The organism is Lactobacillus sp. W8172, from assembly GCF_016102055.1.
Taxonomy (GTDB): Bacteria; Bacillota; Bacilli; order Lactobacillales; family Lactobacillaceae; genus Lactobacillus; species Lactobacillus apis_A.
Genome location: NZ_JACFPG010000001.1, coordinates 140,796 through 157,342, shown reverse-complemented (window position 1 = coordinate 157,342; position 16,547 = coordinate 140,796). Strand labels below are relative to the sequence as shown.

Genomic DNA, 16,547 nt, shown 5'->3' with positions numbered 1-16,547 from the left:
TCCTAATTGAGTTCGTTTAAGGCAACCTTAGCAGCTTCTTGTTCTGCTGCCTTCTTATTATGCCCATTTCCTTGAGAAACCACTTTCCCATTTACAACTAACTGAACAGTAAAACTAGAAGGTGTCTGAACTTCTTTTATTACTTGATATTCAATTTTAACCGGTCCGTCCTGTTGTAAAAATTCTTGTAAGTCCGTTTTGTAATCCCGCGATGCATCAAAATTACCAGCATCAATTTCTGGGAAAACCGTTAATCTTAGAAAGTGCTCAACCGCATTCATGCCTTGATCAAGAAAAAGTGCACCGTTAAATGCTTCAAAAACATCTTCCAAGAGCGTTTTTCTGGCTCTTGCTCCTGCTTTTTCCTCACCATGACCTAAATTAATTTCAGCTGGGAAGCAAAATTCTTGTGCAAACCTAGCAAAGCCCTCGGTATCCACAATATTTGACCGCATCCGTGTTAGTTCCCCTTCATTAAGTTGAGGGAAATTACGATACAAATAATCTGAAATGGCTAATTCAAGAACTGCATCACCTAAAAATTCCAGTTTTTCATAGTCACGAACGCCATCATTCGGATGCTCGTTGGCATACGATGAATGGGTAAAAGCTTCCTCTAATAATTTTGGGTTATTAAAGGTAATCTTGTATTTGGTTTTTAATTGATTAATAAATTTTGTACTGACCATCTTTTCAACCCCTTTTTCTTTATAGATTATACCAGTTTTTACCTTTAAAAATGAAAAAGAAAACTATTACATCAAATTCATGTAATAGTTTTCTATATTATTTGGTCTATCAACCTTAATCAAGATTACTTTTATTTAGTAAAAGCTACTTGATACCATAGTGGATGTCCATTATTCATCTTAGACGGCTTGTATGAGTAACCCGTCAGTTTGCTGTTAACAGCGTCGATTTGATATACGTTGTATGTTGGAACAACAAATGCTTCATCATTCATATACTTTTGCCATTCATGGAATTTTTGAACACGATATTTATGATCAAAGGCTTTTTGTGAGTCCATTTCCTTCAACAGTTTAGTGTTTTCTGGAGTTACAAAACGTGAATAGTTCTGCATGGTTCCTTCACTATAGAGCTGTTCCTGTGAAGGTTCAGATGAAAGTGTCCATCCACCTAGAAAGACGTCAACCTTAGGATCATCATGTTGAACCTTGTCATAGAAGGAGTTAAACTCGGCTAAACGGCCACCGACCAGCTTAACATTCAAGCCAACCTTTTTCCACTGTAAGATGTAGTTTTGAATAATTGGTTCGTCGATCGGGGTCTTGGCCTTAGCTAATAAGTTGATCGTTAATGGCTTACCATCAGGAGTTGTACGCCATTTACCCTTTTTCTTGTAACCAGCTTTATCTAAAATTTGATTAGCCTTCTTGAGATTAAAGGTATAGCCCTTGTTACTCTTGTCGAAGTAATCGCCATATTGCGCAGGAATCAAGGTTGGGACCTGGAAACTCAAGCCATCAGTATAGTGCTTATATACAGAATCCGTGTTAAGCGCATATGCCATTGCTTGACGAAGTGACTTATCACCCATCTTAGCCTTAGGATCCATCACATTCTTAGACTTTGCGTCATCCCACTTCCCAACCTTAAATGCCATATAGAAATAGGCTAATGGAATTTGGGCAACAAAGTTTACGTCCTTAGTGTCTTTTACTTCTTTCCATTGGCTGTTCACAACTCGAGCAATATCAAATTTATGACTCTTAATTGACTGAGAAGCTGAATTTGTAGCAATTACTTGGTATTCAATCTTGTCTAATTTTGGTTTACCACGCCAATAGTACTTGTTAGGTACCCAAGTTACAGCTTGACCACGAACAATTTTTTGAGCTTCGTACGGTCCAAAATATAACGGCTTCTTTCTGAGCTGATCAGACGATTCTAGCTTAGAAAAAGGAACATCTTTAAGATAATGATATGGTGCAGCATTCTCACAGAAGTATCCATTACCAGAGTAATACATGCCAGGCTTTAATTCACTGCAGTGTAATACAACTACTCGACCTTCTTCACCATCTGGCATTTCAATGCCGGAAATTGTCTTGACTTTACCTTCATGATATTCTTCCATACCATTTATGATATTAAATTGGGAGGAATAACGCTGTGACTTAGTTGCCTTATTAGCAATAATTTCATAGGCAAATTCAACGTCCTTAGCGGTTACTTGTTTACCATCCGACCACTTAACGCCCTTTTTTATTGTAATCGTAACAGTTTTCGCTTTACGATTAAGCCTTAATGTTGCTGGACCTTTATCATTAATTTTATATTCATCATCTGTATCAAAGAGAGATTCTTGACCAGGACTTGACACATCAGCACTAGGCTGATCATTTTGCAACTCTTCGTTAAAAACTCCAGTAAATGGTGTATCAGATTCTAATGCTATTTTAATCGTTCCACCTTGTTTAGCAGTCTTATTTGGAGACTCAATTGGGAACTTTCTATCCGTCTTAGCGCCCTCATTACCTCCATTACCGCTCTTACCACAAGCAACTAGTGCTAAAGCAACTGTTGACACAATACCTAGGGAACTGATAAATTTACCTTTTTTCATAAAGCGTGTTCCTCCTTAATTCGTAAAATTTTAATTGAGTATTAGAAACAAGTTAATAATACCATCAAAAATTATAAAATCAATATAAAAATTAATATTTATTTAATTTATTTTTATTATCCAATCAATCGCTTATGATAGGTGCATTTTCTTATCAATTTGACAAAAAAGAGTAAAGAAATTTAGATTTCTTTACTCTTTTGCCAGATTAAGCTTAAAGCTCATTCAATTTTTATTTAGCATAACCAACTTGATACCACAATTGGTGTCCATTATTCATTTTAGAAGGTTTTAGTGAATAATTTGTTAGTTTGCTGTTAACAGCGTCAATTTGATACTCATTGTAAGTTGGAACAACATACGCTTCATCAGTCATGTATTTTTGCCATTCATGGAATTTATCAACTCGGTACTTATGATCAAAGGCTTTTTGTGAGTCCATTTCCTTAATCAACTTAGTGTTCTCAGGAGTTACAAAACGTGTATAGTTGGACATTGTTCCTTCACTAAACATTTGCTCTTGTGATGGCTCCGATGATAGTCCCCAACCAGCCATAAATACATCTACCTTAGGATCATCATGATGAACTTTATCGTAGAATGAATTGAATTCCGTCAAGCGACCACCAAGCAATTTGACATTTAAACCAACTTTATGCCATTGCTGGATAAAGTTTTGAACAATCGGCTCATTGATTGCTTGACCAGACATTGCCATAAAGTTAATTGTTAAAGGCTTACCTTCCGGAGTGGTGCGCCACTTACCCTTCTTCTTGTAACCAGCTTTGTCTAAAATTTGGTTAGCCTTCTTAAGATTATATGTATAACCCTTATTGCTCTTATCGAAATAGTCACCAAATGGTGCAGGAATTAAAGTTGGAATTTGGAAACTTAGACCGTCTGTGTAGTGCTTATAAACAGCATCAGTGTTCATCGCATAAGCCATTGCTTGACGAAGTGACTTGTCGCCCATCTTAGCTTTAGGATCCATTACATTCTTGGACTTCTTAGCATCCCATTTACCAACTTTAAAGCCAATGTAACGGTATGCTAAAGGAATTTGAGCGACAAAGGTAACATCCTTAGTTCCCTTGACTTCCTTCCACTGACTGTTAATAACCCGCGCAATATCAAACTTACCGCTCTTAATTGACTGTGAAGCAGAATTTGGTGATACTACTTGATAAATAACTTTATCTAATTTTGGTTTACCACGCCAGTAGTACTTATTTGGCACCCATGTTACTGATTGACCTCGAACAATCTTTTGAACCTTGTATGGACCAAAGTACAGAGGTCTCTTTCTAATTTCGTCTGAGCTTTCAAGTTTAGAAAATGGGATATTCTTCAAATAATGGTAAGGAGCAGCATTTTCCCAAATATAACCGTTACCACTGTAATACATCCCTGGTTTTAATTCCTTGCAGTGTAATACAACTACTCGACCATCTTCACCATCAGGCATTTCAATACCAGAAATAGTCTTAGCTTTCCCTTCGTGGTATTCTTCCATTCCAGTGATAATGTTGAATTGAGACGAATAACGCTGTGAGTTAGTAGCCTTATTGGCAATGATTTCGTAAGCAAATTCAACATCTTTAGCAGTTACTTGTTTGCCGTCAGACCACTTTACGCCCTTTTTAATTGTAATTGTAGCTGTTTTAGCCTTACGATCCAGCTTTAAAGTAGCTGGACCTTTATCATTAATCTTGAAATGATCATCAGTATCAAACAGCGATTCTTGACCTGGGCTCGAAACTTCAGCATCAGGTGTACTCATTTGCAGTTCTTCATTAAAAACACCTGTAAATGGAGTATCTACTTCTTCAGCAACCTTAACTGTACCACCTTGTTTAACTGCCTTACTCTTAGTTTCTACAGGAAACTTACTTGCTGATTTGGCACTTTCATTGTTTGAGCTTTCACTTTTGCCACATGCAACCAATGTTAGGGCTGCAGCAGTCACAACTCCTAACGAACTTAAAAACTTACTCTTTTTCATAAGCGAGATTCTCCTTCTTAAATAAATAAGAATTTAACTGAGCTCTCGAAACAAGTTAACCATTTTATCTTAGCATTAAAAATGATAATTGCAATAATTTGATTAATTAAAAGTTAAGTTTTTTATATTATTATTCAAAAGCAACAAAAAACTCGAGTAAAACTCGAGTTTTTTACTTATTTAGCGTATGCGACTTCATACCAAAGTGAATTACTATGGGACGGTTCTACTGAATACCCAGTCAATTTACTGTTAACGGCAGTAATTGAATACGAATTATTAATTGGAATAACATATGCCTGATCATTCATATATTTTTGCCATTCATGGAATTTTTCAACTCTGTATTTATGATTAAATGCTTTTTGCGAGTCCATTTCTTTCAACAATTTGTCATTTTCAGGAGTTACAAATCGAGTAAAGTTAAATGGTGCTCCTTCATTATAAAGATCTGCAGGCGAAGGTTCACTTGATAAACTCCAACCAGCCATAAACATATCAATACCAGGAGCATCACGTTGAATTTTATCATAAAATGAATTAATTTCTATTAAACGTCCATTATACAAGCTAACATTTAAACCAATTTTATGCCATTGTTGAATATAGTTTTGGACGATTGGCTCCTGAACAGCTGAATCTGGCTTAGCCATAAATTTAATTTTTAAAGGCTTTCCGTTAGGTTGAACTCGCCATTTACCTTTTTTCTTATAACCAGCTTTATCCAAAATTTCATTGGCTTTCTTAAGGTTATATGAATACCCTTTAACACTTTTATCAAAATAGTCGCCAAACTGTGCCGGAATTAAAGTTGGAATTCTGAAGTTCAAATCATTGTTATACTTATTGTTAACTTGATCCACATTCATTGCATAGCCAATTGCTTGTCGAAGAGCTTTGTTATTCATTTTACTCTTTGGATCCATGACACTCTTACTTGTTTTAGTATCAAATTTACCTACTTTGAATCCTATATAAGTGTATTGTAATGGTACATTTGCAATAAAAGTAAAATCTTTTGCACTTTTTACTTGTTTCCATTGGGAGTTAATTACGTCAGCAATATCGAACTTATGACTCTTGATTGCTTGAGAAGCAGAATTAGTTGAAACAACCTGACAAACAATCTTGTCTAATTTTGGTTTACCACGCCAATAGTACTTGTTTGGTACCCATGTAGCTGATTGACCTCGAACTAACTTTTCAAGCTTATACGGGCCAAAGAAAATGGGATTTTTCCTAATTTTATCCGAAGATTCAAGCTTACTAAATGGTACATCTTTCAAATAGTGATATGGTGCAGCTCCTTCCCTAAAATAGCCATTACCACTATTATACATGCCTGGTTTTAATTCAGTATAATGAATAATCAAAGTACGACCACTTTCACCATTTGGTAGCTCAAGACCAGAAATAGTCTTTGCCTTACCATCATGGTATTCTTTCAACCCCTTAATAGATTGTAGCGAAGATGTATAGCGTTGTGAGTTAGTCGCTTTATTAGCTATGATTTCATAAGAATATTCAAGATCTTTAGCGTTTACCTGCTTACCATCCGACCATTTAACGCCTTTTTTGACAGTAATGGTTACCGTTTTATTTTTAAGATCAATTTTTAAGGTAGCTGGTCCTTTATCATTAATCTTGTAATCATCATCAACGTCAAATAACGATTCATTACCTGGTGAAGCTACATTAGAATCAGTTAGTGTAGTCGATAATTCACTAGCAAAAATACCTGTAAATGGTGAGTCACTTTCAATAGCAAATTTTACGGTACCACCCTGCTTGGCGGTTTTCTTAGGCATCTCAGTTGGAAACTTGCTTGCTTTCTTTACTTCTTCAGCGTTATTATCGTTGCTTTTACCACAAGCAGCGAGTGTCAAAGCCGCCAAGCTGGCAATTCCGACAGACCCTAAAATTTTTGACTTTTTCATTTATACCTACTCCTTTTTTTAATTTGAGTATTTTCTTGGAAACAAGTTAATAATAAAATACTAGCATATTTAATTAAAATATCAATATGTTTTTAATAAATAAATAATTTTATTATTAATATATACTAAATCAGGTTTAATTATAATAAATTGTTTTTCATAATTTAAAAAGCTCAAGCTCTGCTTGAGCTTTTATTTGATATAAGCAACCTTAAACCAAACAGCATTTGAATCAGATGGTTTTACCGATTTCGCCGTCTGGCAGTTCTAAGCCTGAGATGGTCTTTGCCTTGCCCTCGTGATATTCTTTCATCCCCTTAATGTATTCAAGTTGACTTGTAGTAGTCATCAGTTGCAAATAATGATTCCTCACCTGGATAAGCAATTTGAGCATCAAAACTAGTGACAGAAAGTTCATCTAAAAAGATCCCTGTGAAAGGGGCATTTGTTTCCAATGCTCCCGTACAGTGCCGCCTTGTTTGGCTTCCTTTTTAGGCATTGCACTAGGAAAGCGACTTGACGTTTTTGCATTATCGGTGTTATCCGTATTATTTTTTTATCACATGCTACCAAAGTCAGCGCAGCAAAGCTCAGCATCCCTGCCGATCAAGTTAGTTTTGCTCTTTTCATAAAAGTACTCCTTCAAGTTCAGAATTAAAAATGGTAACCGGTAGTTCTGTTTTTAAAATAAAAAAGCAAACAAAAGCACCCCAAGATAATATCTTGAGGTGTTGCTATAAACTTAGTTATTTAGTAAAGCCAACTTTATACCATAATTGGTGTCCATTTGAATTTTCAGATGGATTTGTTGAGTAGCCAGTTATCTTCTTATTAACAGCTATTACTTTGTATGAGTTATCTAGAGGAATTACGTAAGCCTCGTCATTCATGTAATCTTGCCATTCATGGAACTTATCTACACGGTAGCTATGATTGAATGATTTTTGCGAATCAATTTCTTTCAATAGTTTACTGTTCTTTGGCGTAACAAATCTAGTGTAGTTCATTGGAGAAGTTTCACCATAAAGCGCTGCTGGCGATGGCTCACTCGCTAAACTCCAGCCAGCCATGAACACATCAACTTGAGGGTTGTCGTTTTGAATCTTATCATAGAATGAATTAAATTCACTCAAACGGCCACCGACAAGCTTTACATTCAGGCCAACTTTTTGCCATTGTTGAATATAGTTTTGAACGGTTGGCTCTTGAACAGAACTACCGGTCATTGCCAAGAAGTTAATGGTTAATGGCTTACCATTAGGTTGAACACGCCATTTACCTTTCTTCTTATAGCCAGCCTTATCAAGTAGCTGATTTGCCTTTTTCAAGTTATAATCATAACCTTTGGCACTTTTATCGTAGTAATCACCAAATTGAGCAGGGATTAGAGTTGGGATGCGGAAGCTTAAACCAGAAGTATAATGTTGATCAACAGATGAAACATTCATTGCATAGCCCATAGCTTGACGCAATGCCTTATTATTCATCTTGGCCCCAGGATCTGTAACGTTCTTGCCTTGCTTATCGTCCCATTTACCTACTTTAAAGCCTAAGTAGTGGTAGCTAAGAGGGATTTGCGCTACAAAGTTAACATTTTTAGTATCCTTAACTTCATTCCATTGTGAATTAACTACTTCTGTAACATCAAATTTATTACTTTTAATACTTTGCGAAATTGAGTTATCGGAAACTACTTGTGAAACGATTTTTGCTAGTTTTGGTTCACCACGCCAATAGTACTTATTAGGAACCCAAGTAACTGATTGTCCACGGACAATTTTTTGAACTTTAAACGGACCAAAGAACATCGGCTTCTTTCTGATTTGATCAGATGATTGTAATTTATCAAAAGGAATATCCTTCAAATAGTGGTATGGCGCTGCTGATTCCCAGAAGTAACCATTACCACTGTAAAGCATCCCTGGTTTCATTTCTTTGAAGTGCAAAACAATAGTTCTACCTGACTCACCGTCTGGCATTTCAATTCCTGAAATTGTTTTGGCTTTCCCATCGTGGTATTCTTTCATACCAACAATTTCTTCGAATTGACTGCTATATCTTTGTGCTTTTGTTTTCTTGTTTGCTAAGATTTCATATGGGTATTCGAGGTCCTTAGCATTTACTTGCTTACCATCAGACCACTTCACACCCTTTTTCACTGTAATTGTAATTGTTTTAGCTTTTCGGTCTAGTTTAAAAGTTGCTGGACCTTTATTAGTGATTTTGTAGCTGTCGTCAGTATCAAACAATGATTCCTCACCAGGTTCAGCTACTGAACTATCAATTGCAGTAGTTGATAATTCATCTGAGAAAATACCAGTAAATGGTGTATCTGTCTTAATTGCGTACTTTAAAGTACCACCTTGCTTAGCCTCTTTTTCTGGCACTGCTTGAGGAAATTTACTTGCTGTCTTAGCATTTTCATCATTAGCAGTATTATTACTTTTACCACAGGCTACTAGTGTTAAAGCCGCAGCAGACACTAAACCTATGGAACGAAGAATTTTTGACTTATTCATAATTATTTAAAAACTCCTATCTAATCAATGAATAATAAATTTCCGTATGTTCTTGGAATAAGCTAATGTAATAATTTTAACATATTTGCCGCCACTTTTAAATGAAACCACTTTCTACTATTTTTCGTTGCAACAAAAAAGACTTGCTCTCACAAGTCTTTTTATTTTTTAGTTTTCACGTTGTCTTGCATCACCTGCACGTTGTAATGCTCGACCTACATAGTTAATACTAAGTGAAATAGCTAACAACATAACCGTTGCTGGAAGCCACAACCAAGGACGACTAACAACGTTAACTGGGTCATTTGCAAAGCCAATTAATGTACCGAGTGAAGGCACAGAAGATGGTAAACCATAATCGATGAATGAAAGAGTTGTTTCAACACCAATGTTACTTGCAATTGCAATAACAACGTCGATGATAATCATTGAGGTAATGTTAGGTAACACTTCACGGAACATAATCTTAAAGTCAGACGAGCCAGAAGTCTTTGACGCTAACACATAATCACGACCTCGTTGGGAAAGAATGAAGGCCCTAAAATACCTTGCCGTTCCAGTCCAACCAAACATTGAAATTATCCAAACCAAACTCAATGGGCTATAGTGAGGAATAACTGTTACCAAAACAATTTCGATAGGCATTACAGGTAAAACTTGAATAAAATCAACAATTCTCATGATAATTGCATCAATGTAACCACCATAATAACCTGAAACTAGTCCGACAACCAAACCGACAACTTCACAGATAGCAGTAACACCCATACCAATAAGAATTGAGTTACGTCCACCCATAATCAATAGTTTCACTATATCACGACCACCATCGTCAGTACCTAATAAGTGTCCATTGGTTCCCCAACCATAGTAGGCATCAATAATGTTAGTTTCAGTAACCTTTTCGGCGTTCAAGAAAAGTGAACCACCAAAGGTAAATAGTAAAATTGCAATTATGACAATAAATGCAGTTAAAGCAACTTTGTCTTTTAAAATTTCTCGCGCAATCACTTTAATGCTTGAAGCAGGAGCAGAAACTTTTTTCTTGTTAACTTCTTCGGTTGAAGTATTTTCTTTCTTTTCAGACATTTCTTTTCCTCCTTACTTAATTCTGATTCGTGGGTCAACAATACTCATAATAATATCTGATAATAAATTACCGAGTAAAGTTAGAATACCAAAGATTAAAATTAGTGCTGTTAAGGTTGTGTAATCACGTTGACCAATTGAGTCAAGGAACAATTTACCCATTCCTGGATAACTGAAGACTGACTCAACGATCATTGAACCACTTAATAATCCAGTAATTGTTGTACCAAATGAAGAGGCAATTGGTAAAAGTGAGTTACGTAAAATGTGCTTACGGAAAACAACATTTTCTGGAACACCCTTACTGTGGGCTGTACGAACGTAATCTTCAACCTTATTATCAACAATACCAGTTCTTAAATACTGTACAATTGAAGTGGTTGTAATTAAGGCAACCAAGCAAGCAGGTAAAATAATGTGATAAATTTGACTACCTAAAGTACCCCAGAAACCAGAAGCATTAGGTGACACAGAACCTGAGATTGGGAACCAACCTAAAGTAAAACCAAATAGCCAAATTCCTAAGATGTAGAAGACAAATGGTGGTACTGCAAAAGTCACATAGTTAAAAATTTGAACTGCTTGATCTTGCCATTCGTCTTGGTGACGACCAGCGGTAATGCCCAAAGGAATTGAGATTCCATAACTTATGGTAGTAGTTAACAGCGCGAGCCAAAAGGTATTTACAGCACGGTCAGCAATTAGTGAAGTTACTGGAACATGTTGGATATAACTAGTACCTAAGTCACCTTTAAATAAGTTACCAACCCAGCGACCATATTGCACTGGTATCGGATCGTACAAACCAGCAGCACGTTTTAAAGCCTCAAGTTGTTTTGGATCAGTATTAGGATTAATTTGGCCACTAAATGGGTCACCAGGCATCATTTTAGCTAAGAAGAAGATCAAAAGACTCAAGATAATCACCTGAGGAATCATAATTAATACTCGTCTTAAGACTGTTTTCCACATTATTAATTTCTCCCTTCTTCTTTTAGCTCTTCACGTTCAAGTTCATCTTTTGGCAAAGCAACCCAGTGCTTACCTGAAACTTGTTGCAGTGGAAAGACACGACCTTCTTGATCGTACCACTTACTTTGGTCATTTTGAAATTCCTGTTCGACTTCTTCACGGTGCTTTTTGTTTTCTGCACGGTGTTCAACGTCAACAACAGGAATTGCTGAAAGCAACCGCTTAGTATAAATATGCATTGGATGGTTGTAAATGTCCTCACGACTACCAATTTCTACTAGACGACCACGGTGCATAATAGCCAAGTTTTCAGACATGTGCTTAACAACACCTAAGTCATGAGAAATAAACAAATACGCAATGTTATATTGCTGTTGGATATGCTTCATAAAGTTCAAAACCTGCGCCTGAACCGACAAATCCAAAGCACTTGTTGGCTCATCGGCAACAATCAGCCTTGGATTTGTTGCAACCGCACGTGCAACACCAATTCTTTGTCTCTGACCACCAGAAAATTCATGTGGGTACTTATAAATTGAGTCACTTGGCATACCAACGATGTCCAATAACTCTTGTACACGATCACGTTCTTGATCAGTGGTTAAATTCTCAAAATTACGAATTGGTTCAGCAATAATGTCTTCGATTCGCTTTCTAGGGTTCAAACTAGACATTGAGTCCTGAAAGATCATTTGGACATCTTTGTTATAGTTTAACTTACGACGATTCTTAGACTTTGTAATATCAACATCATGATAAATAATTTGTCCGCTTGTTACTGGTTCAACACCAACAATTGCTTTTCCTGTTGTTGACTTACCCGAACCTGACTCACCAATTAAACCGTATGTTTCACCTTCGTTAATAGTGATGCTGACACCATCAACTGCACGAACATAATCAGTAATACGATTCCAAAAACCAGATCTAATTGGATAATGTACCTTTAAATCTTTTACTTGAATAATTTCTTTTGCCATAATTACTCCCCACTTGCTTCAGAATCATCAAAGTGGAACGTCTTCCAACATGTACATCTCACCCAGTGACCTGGCTCAACTTCATGCATGACTGGTTCCTTTTCATGGGCACTAGCAGGAATCCACGGAATTCTATCCGCAAAGCGATCCCCTTCTCGTGGCATGTTTATCAATGATGGAACGGTTCCATGAATAACGTGTAAATCTTCATCTGTATCATCAGATTGAGGCATTGAGTTCAATAATGAACGTGTATATGGGTGTAACGGATTGTTGAAAATTGTCTTAACGTCTGCTTTTTCAACTACTTGACCGGCATACATAACAGCAACTTCATCAGCTGTTTCTGCCACAACACCCAAGTCGTGAGTAATCAAAATAATACCTGAATGAGATTGTCTTTGAATATCTTCAAGTAAATCAAGAATTTGTGCTTGAATAGTTACATCCAAGGCTGTAGTCGGCTCGTCTGCAATAATAACTTCTGGTTTGCAGGCAATTGCCATGGCAATCACGATACGTTGGCGCAAGCCACCTGAAAGTTCGAAGGGATACATTGAGTATGTTTCTTCCGGCTTTGGCATACCAACCTGATTGAACAATTCAATCACGCGTTCATGGCGTTCTTTTTCATTCATATCGGTGTGGTAGTACAGAGTTTCTGCAACTTGGTCGCCTACACGCATAAGTGGGTTTAAACTGGCTAGTGGATCCTGGAAGATCATACCAATCTTATTTCCACGAATCTTATCAAATAGAGATTCATTTAAACCGACAAGGTTTAATTCATTGTATAGAATATCTCCAGTTACTTTTGTATTTTTATGGTCATATAAACCAATAATACTTGCGGCTATTGTACTCTTACCACAGCCAGATTCACCAACGACTGATAAAATTTCATCTCGCTTCAGAGTAATGTTGACATCGTCTGCTGCATCGTAAAACTTTCCGTTTAGACGATAAGCAGTATGAAGATGCTGGATATCTAGCAAGAGATCACTTTGTTTTTCCAAAGGCCATTTCCCCTCTCAATTTTTCAACAAGTTTATTAAAGATACTTAATAAATTTATTTAATTTCTAATTATATACATCAAAATGGCTATATGCAAATATCAACCTGAAATTTGTTGAAATTAATTTTGATGTGAAGCAATGTAACTAACTGCATCGCCAACTGTTTTTATCTTTTCAGCATCTTCATCAGAAATTTCTGCACCAAATTCATCTTCCAATTGTAAAATGAACTCTACTAAATCAATTGAGTCAGCATCTAAATCAGTTGTAAAATTCGTTTCTTTTGTAATCTTGTCTTTAGAGACTTCAAAATTATCGGCTAAAATGTCCTTTATTTTAGTGAAAATTTCTTCTTCAGTCATTATCAATTCTCCTTTATTACTTTTTATTTATCAGTAGCAAATTCAGCCCTAAATTGGTCAATAATATTTTCTTTTAATATTTTATCGACCTGTTTAATTGTAAAATAGACTGCTCGCTGATCTGAACGTCCATGAGTCTTTACTACAGGGGCATCCAGGCCTAGTAAAACTGCTCCACCGTACTTATCAACGTCAAATTTTGAAACTAAACCTTTCAAGGCATTTTTTATTAATAAAGCACCAATTTTAACCAAAAAGCCACTATTTAGCAAATTGTCTTTCAATAAATGAATTAGAACGGAAGACGTTCCCTCAATATTCTTTAAGACGGCATTACCTGTAAAACCATCTGTTGCCACAACATCGGCTTTACCCTCTAAAAGCTCATTTCCTTCAATATTACCAATGAAGTTTAATTCACTATCAAGTAATAATTGATAAGCTTCTTGATGAACATCGTCACCCTTATCACTTTCAGACCCATTGTTAAGAAGGGCAACGCGTGGATTCCTAATACCGCGGACTTTTTCAGCATAATATGATGCCATTTTAGCCCAATTAAGGATGTACTCAGATTTGGTCTTGGCATTTGCACCAACATCAATCATGTTAAAACCATCGTCTGAATTTTTAACAGGTAAAGTTGGCATAAATCCTGGACGAGCAATCCCCTTAATCCGACCAATAATAAAAATACCACTGGCCAGAATTGAACCAGAATTTCCTAATGATAAAAGTGCGTCCGCTTTTCCCTGCTTAACATACTGCGCTGCGACAACCAAAGAAGAATCTTTCTTTGTCCTGATTGCTTTAACAGGTTCATCCTCATCATTAATAACTTCTGTTGTACCAACTATCTCTATTTGGTCAGTATCGGAACCGACCAGTTTTTTAATTTTTGCTTTGTCACCAAATAAAATAAATTTGGTTTCTTTTAATTCTGTTTTTGCCTGCAAAACGGCTTGGACAATGGCTTCTGGCGCATTTTCGCCACCCATTGCATCAATTGCAATTGTTCTCATTTATTTCCACAATCTTTTCTAAGTACGTTCTTGCTGTAATTTTTTATATTCTATCACTTGTTTTAAATTTTTGTGCTCACTATCAGATAATTCTGGATCTTTTTCAACTATATTGTTGGCTACTTGTTGAGCCACAACCATTGTTTCGTAGTTGTTGACCACATTTCCTACCTGAAATTCTGGCAAACCAGATTGTGCACGCCCGAAAAGATCACCTTCACCACGAAGCTTTAAGTCTTCTTCGGCCAGTTTAAAGCCATCGGTTGTTGATGCAATTATTTTCATTCGCACCTTCCCGGCTTCCGTTTTTGGATCTGCTAAAAAGACACAATAGCTTTGCGTTTTTCCACGTCCAATTCGGCCACGAAGTTGGTGCAACTGACTAATTCCAAAACGATCGGCATTGTAAATAATCATTAAGTTCGCATTGGCCACATCGACTCCAACTTCAATCACACTAGTAGTAACTAAAATATTGATTTCACCAGCTGCAAACTCTGACATGATTTCTTCTTTTTTTGCTCCCGGCATTTGGCCGTGAAGAAGTTCAATACGTTGATCAGGAAAATCATGGCATAACTTTTCAAAAAGTTCCTCTGCATTTTTTAAATCAAGCGCTTCAGATTCAGTAATCAGTGGAGTAACCGCGTAAATCTGAAAATGTTGCTCCAGCTGCTCGCGCATTAGACGATAAACATCACTCATCTGGTTGCCAGTCTTCCAAAAGGACTTAATTTGCTTTCTACCCGCAGGAAGATGGCGAATTTCTGAAACAGAAGTTTCACCATAGACTGTTAAAGCTAGCGTTCTTGGAATTGGAGTTGCAGTCATTGCCAAAGTATCAGGTGCATTGCCCTTATTGATCAAAGCTTGACGCTGTCCAACTCCAAAGCGGTGTTGCTCATCAATAATTACGAGTCCTAGGCTTTTAAAAATAACACTTGGTTGAATTAATGCATGAGTTCCAACAACCACATTGATAGTGCCGTCGGTCAATTCACGATATATTTCTCGACGCTCTAGTGTCTTAGTAGTTCCAGTTAAAAGTGCTGTCCTAACTCCAAACGGCCGCAAAAGATCATCTATCTTCTTAAAATGCTGCGTAGCTAAGATTTCTGTTGGCACCATTAAAACTGCTTGAAACCCCGCAGTAACGGCTGCATACATCGCATAGATTGCAACAATCGTTTTACCTGACCCAACATCCCCTTGCAGCAAGCGATTCATTTGCTTAGTAGAATGCAAATCAGCAAAGATTTCATTTATAACCCTTTTTTGATCATCTGAAAGATCAAATGGCAATGCTTTGGTCAGTTCATTGATTTCTTCCAAGTCATACTTTTTTGCTATTCCAGTATTTTGGGAATTATGCCTAGTCAGTTCAGCAAGTTCTGTTTGGAAAATAAAAAATTCGCGGAAAATTGCGCTTCTTTTCGCTAATTCTGCTTCACGACCATTTTTTGGATGATGCATTTGCAAAATTATTTGTTGCTCTGGAAGTAAGCGATACTTTTGACGAATTGGTTCTGGAACAATATCCATTACGTCTGGCAAAAAATCTTCCAAAGCTAAATCTATTAACTCAACAAGCTTCTTTTGCCTAATATGATGGTTAACCGAATATATCGGAGCCATTCCGCTATCATTTTCCTTTGCAGCAACAAATTTAAAGCCGGCTAAACTTTGCCTGGCAAGGTTGTATTTGCCATAAACTGCTACTTCTTTTCCAACTTCAATTTTCTCTTTTAGCCATGGCTGATTAAAAAAATTGACCAAGATTACATCATGGTCAATTCTCATTTTGAAACTAAGTCTGCTTTTTTTGTAACCAAATCTGCTAACAAAGGCGTCAGTCGCAACAATCCCTTTTAGCATTACCTTTTGACCATCCATGATCTGATCAAGTGGTATCGTCTGCAATTCATCGTAGCGAAATGGAAAATAAAATAACAAGTCATATATGCTATATATTCCTAAGCTACCAAGAGCAGCAGCAGTTTTTGTTCCTACACCTTTTAAATTGGTCACAGGAGCAAATAGTTTGTTTGCATCCATT

General features: G+C 36.6%; 13 protein-coding genes. All 13 read right to left on the bottom strand.

Annotated features, from left to right (window positions below; translation table 11 throughout):
• Positions 1-2 precede the first annotated feature (2 nt).
• The 13 genes from rnc to recG all read right to left on the bottom strand — a co-directional run bounded on the left by rnc (position 3) and on the right by recG (position 16,546).
• Positions 3-689 (bottom strand): ribonuclease III, encoded by a 687-nt coding sequence (gene rnc / locus H3R21_RS00750; protein WP_198182360.1) that lies wholly within the window; start codon positions 687-689, stop codon positions 3-5.
• A 131-nt stretch (positions 690-820) separates the two neighbouring features.
• Positions 821-2,590, bottom strand: a complete 1,770-nt coding sequence (locus H3R21_RS00745; protein ID WP_198182359.1) for an oligopeptide ABC transporter substrate-binding protein — start codon at positions 2,588-2,590, stop codon at positions 821-823.
• 232 nt (positions 2,591-2,822) lie between these two features.
• Positions 2,823-4,592, bottom strand: a complete 1,770-nt coding sequence (locus H3R21_RS00740) for an oligopeptide ABC transporter substrate-binding protein (protein ID WP_198182358.1) — start codon at positions 4,590-4,592, stop codon at positions 2,823-2,825.
• A 176-nt stretch (positions 4,593-4,768) separates the two neighbouring features.
• Positions 4,769-6,529, bottom strand: a complete 1,761-nt coding sequence (locus tag H3R21_RS00735; protein WP_198182357.1) for an oligopeptide ABC transporter substrate-binding protein — start codon at positions 6,527-6,529, stop codon at positions 4,769-4,771.
• Between the two features lie 232 nt (positions 6,530-6,761).
• Positions 6,762-6,887, bottom strand: a complete 126-nt coding sequence (locus tag H3R21_RS07505) for a hypothetical protein (RefSeq protein WP_255524803.1) — start codon at positions 6,885-6,887, stop codon at positions 6,762-6,764.
• A 388-nt stretch (positions 6,888-7,275) separates the two neighbouring features.
• The gene (locus H3R21_RS00730) at positions 7,276-9,048 is read right to left on the bottom strand and encodes an oligopeptide ABC transporter substrate-binding protein (RefSeq protein WP_198182356.1); all 1,773 of its coding nucleotides are present in this window, start codon (positions 9,046-9,048) and stop codon (positions 7,276-7,278) included.
• A 168-nt stretch (positions 9,049-9,216) separates the two neighbouring features.
• Positions 9,217-10,137, bottom strand: a complete 921-nt coding sequence (locus H3R21_RS00725; RefSeq protein ID WP_198182355.1) for an ABC transporter permease — start codon at positions 10,135-10,137, stop codon at positions 9,217-9,219.
• A 12-nt stretch (positions 10,138-10,149) separates the two neighbouring features.
• On the bottom strand, positions 10,150-11,109 hold the full coding sequence (opp4B, locus tag H3R21_RS00720; protein ID WP_198182354.1) for an oligopeptide ABC transporter permease: 960 nt from the start codon (positions 11,107-11,109) through the stop codon (positions 10,150-10,152).
• Positions 11,110-11,111: 2 nt separating this feature from the next.
• Entirely contained in the window at positions 11,112-12,089 is a 978-nt protein-coding gene (locus H3R21_RS00715; protein WP_198182353.1) for an ATP-binding cassette domain-containing protein, read from the bottom strand.
• 2 nt (positions 12,090-12,091) lie between these two features.
• On the bottom strand, positions 12,092-13,105 hold the full coding sequence (locus H3R21_RS00710) for an ABC transporter ATP-binding protein (RefSeq protein ID WP_046307128.1): 1,014 nt from the start codon (positions 13,103-13,105) through the stop codon (positions 12,092-12,094).
• A 121-nt stretch (positions 13,106-13,226) separates the two neighbouring features.
• Complete coding sequence (gene acpP, locus H3R21_RS00705) at positions 13,227-13,469, bottom strand: acyl carrier protein (protein WP_046307130.1); 243 nt, start codon at positions 13,467-13,469, stop codon at positions 13,227-13,229.
• Positions 13,470-13,492: 23 nt separating this feature from the next.
• Complete coding sequence (gene plsX, locus H3R21_RS00700; protein WP_198182352.1) at positions 13,493-14,491, bottom strand: phosphate acyltransferase PlsX; 999 nt, start codon at positions 14,489-14,491, stop codon at positions 13,493-13,495.
• A gap of 18 nt (positions 14,492-14,509) precedes the next feature.
• The gene (recG, locus tag H3R21_RS00695) at positions 14,510-16,546 is read right to left on the bottom strand and encodes an ATP-dependent DNA helicase RecG (protein ID WP_198182351.1); all 2,037 of its coding nucleotides are present in this window, start codon (positions 16,544-16,546) and stop codon (positions 14,510-14,512) included.
• Position 16,547: the final 1 nt, after the last annotated feature.

What these genes read in the sequence shown, in the direction of transcription:
- acpP (WP_046307130.1), bottom strand. Translation starts at nt 13,469, where the DNA reads ATGACTGAAGAAGAAATTTTCACTAAAATAAAGGACATTTTAGCCGAT.
- H3R21_RS00730 (WP_198182356.1), bottom strand. Translation starts at nt 9,048, where the DNA reads ATGAATAAGTCAAAAATTCTTCGTTCCATAGGTTTAGTGTCTGCTGCG.
- plsX (WP_198182352.1), bottom strand. Translation starts at nt 14,491, where the DNA reads ATGAGAACAATTGCAATTGATGCAATGGGTGGCGAAAATGCGCCAGAA.
- opp4B (WP_198182354.1), bottom strand. Translation starts at nt 11,109, where the DNA reads ATGTGGAAAACAGTCTTAAGACGAGTATTAATTATGATTCCTCAGGTG.
- recG (WP_198182351.1), bottom strand. Translation starts at nt 16,546, where the DNA reads ATGGATGCAAACAAACTATTTGCTCCTGTGACCAATTTAAAAGGTGTA.
- H3R21_RS00725 (WP_198182355.1), bottom strand. Translation starts at nt 10,137, where the DNA reads ATGTCTGAAAAGAAAGAAAATACTTCAACCGAAGAAGTTAACAAGAAA.
- H3R21_RS00745 (WP_198182359.1), bottom strand. Translation starts at nt 2,590, where the DNA reads ATGAAAAAAGGTAAATTTATCAGTTCCCTAGGTATTGTGTCAACAGTT.
- H3R21_RS00740 (WP_198182358.1), bottom strand. Translation starts at nt 4,592, where the DNA reads ATGAAAAAGAGTAAGTTTTTAAGTTCGTTAGGAGTTGTGACTGCTGCA.
- H3R21_RS00715 (WP_198182353.1), bottom strand. Translation starts at nt 12,089, where the DNA reads ATGGCAAAAGAAATTATTCAAGTAAAAGATTTAAAGGTACATTATCCA.
- rnc (WP_198182360.1), bottom strand. Translation starts at nt 689, where the DNA reads ATGGTCAGTACAAAATTTATTAATCAATTAAAAACCAAATACAAGATT.
- H3R21_RS00735 (WP_198182357.1), bottom strand. Translation starts at nt 6,529, where the DNA reads ATGAAAAAGTCAAAAATTTTAGGGTCTGTCGGAATTGCCAGCTTGGCG.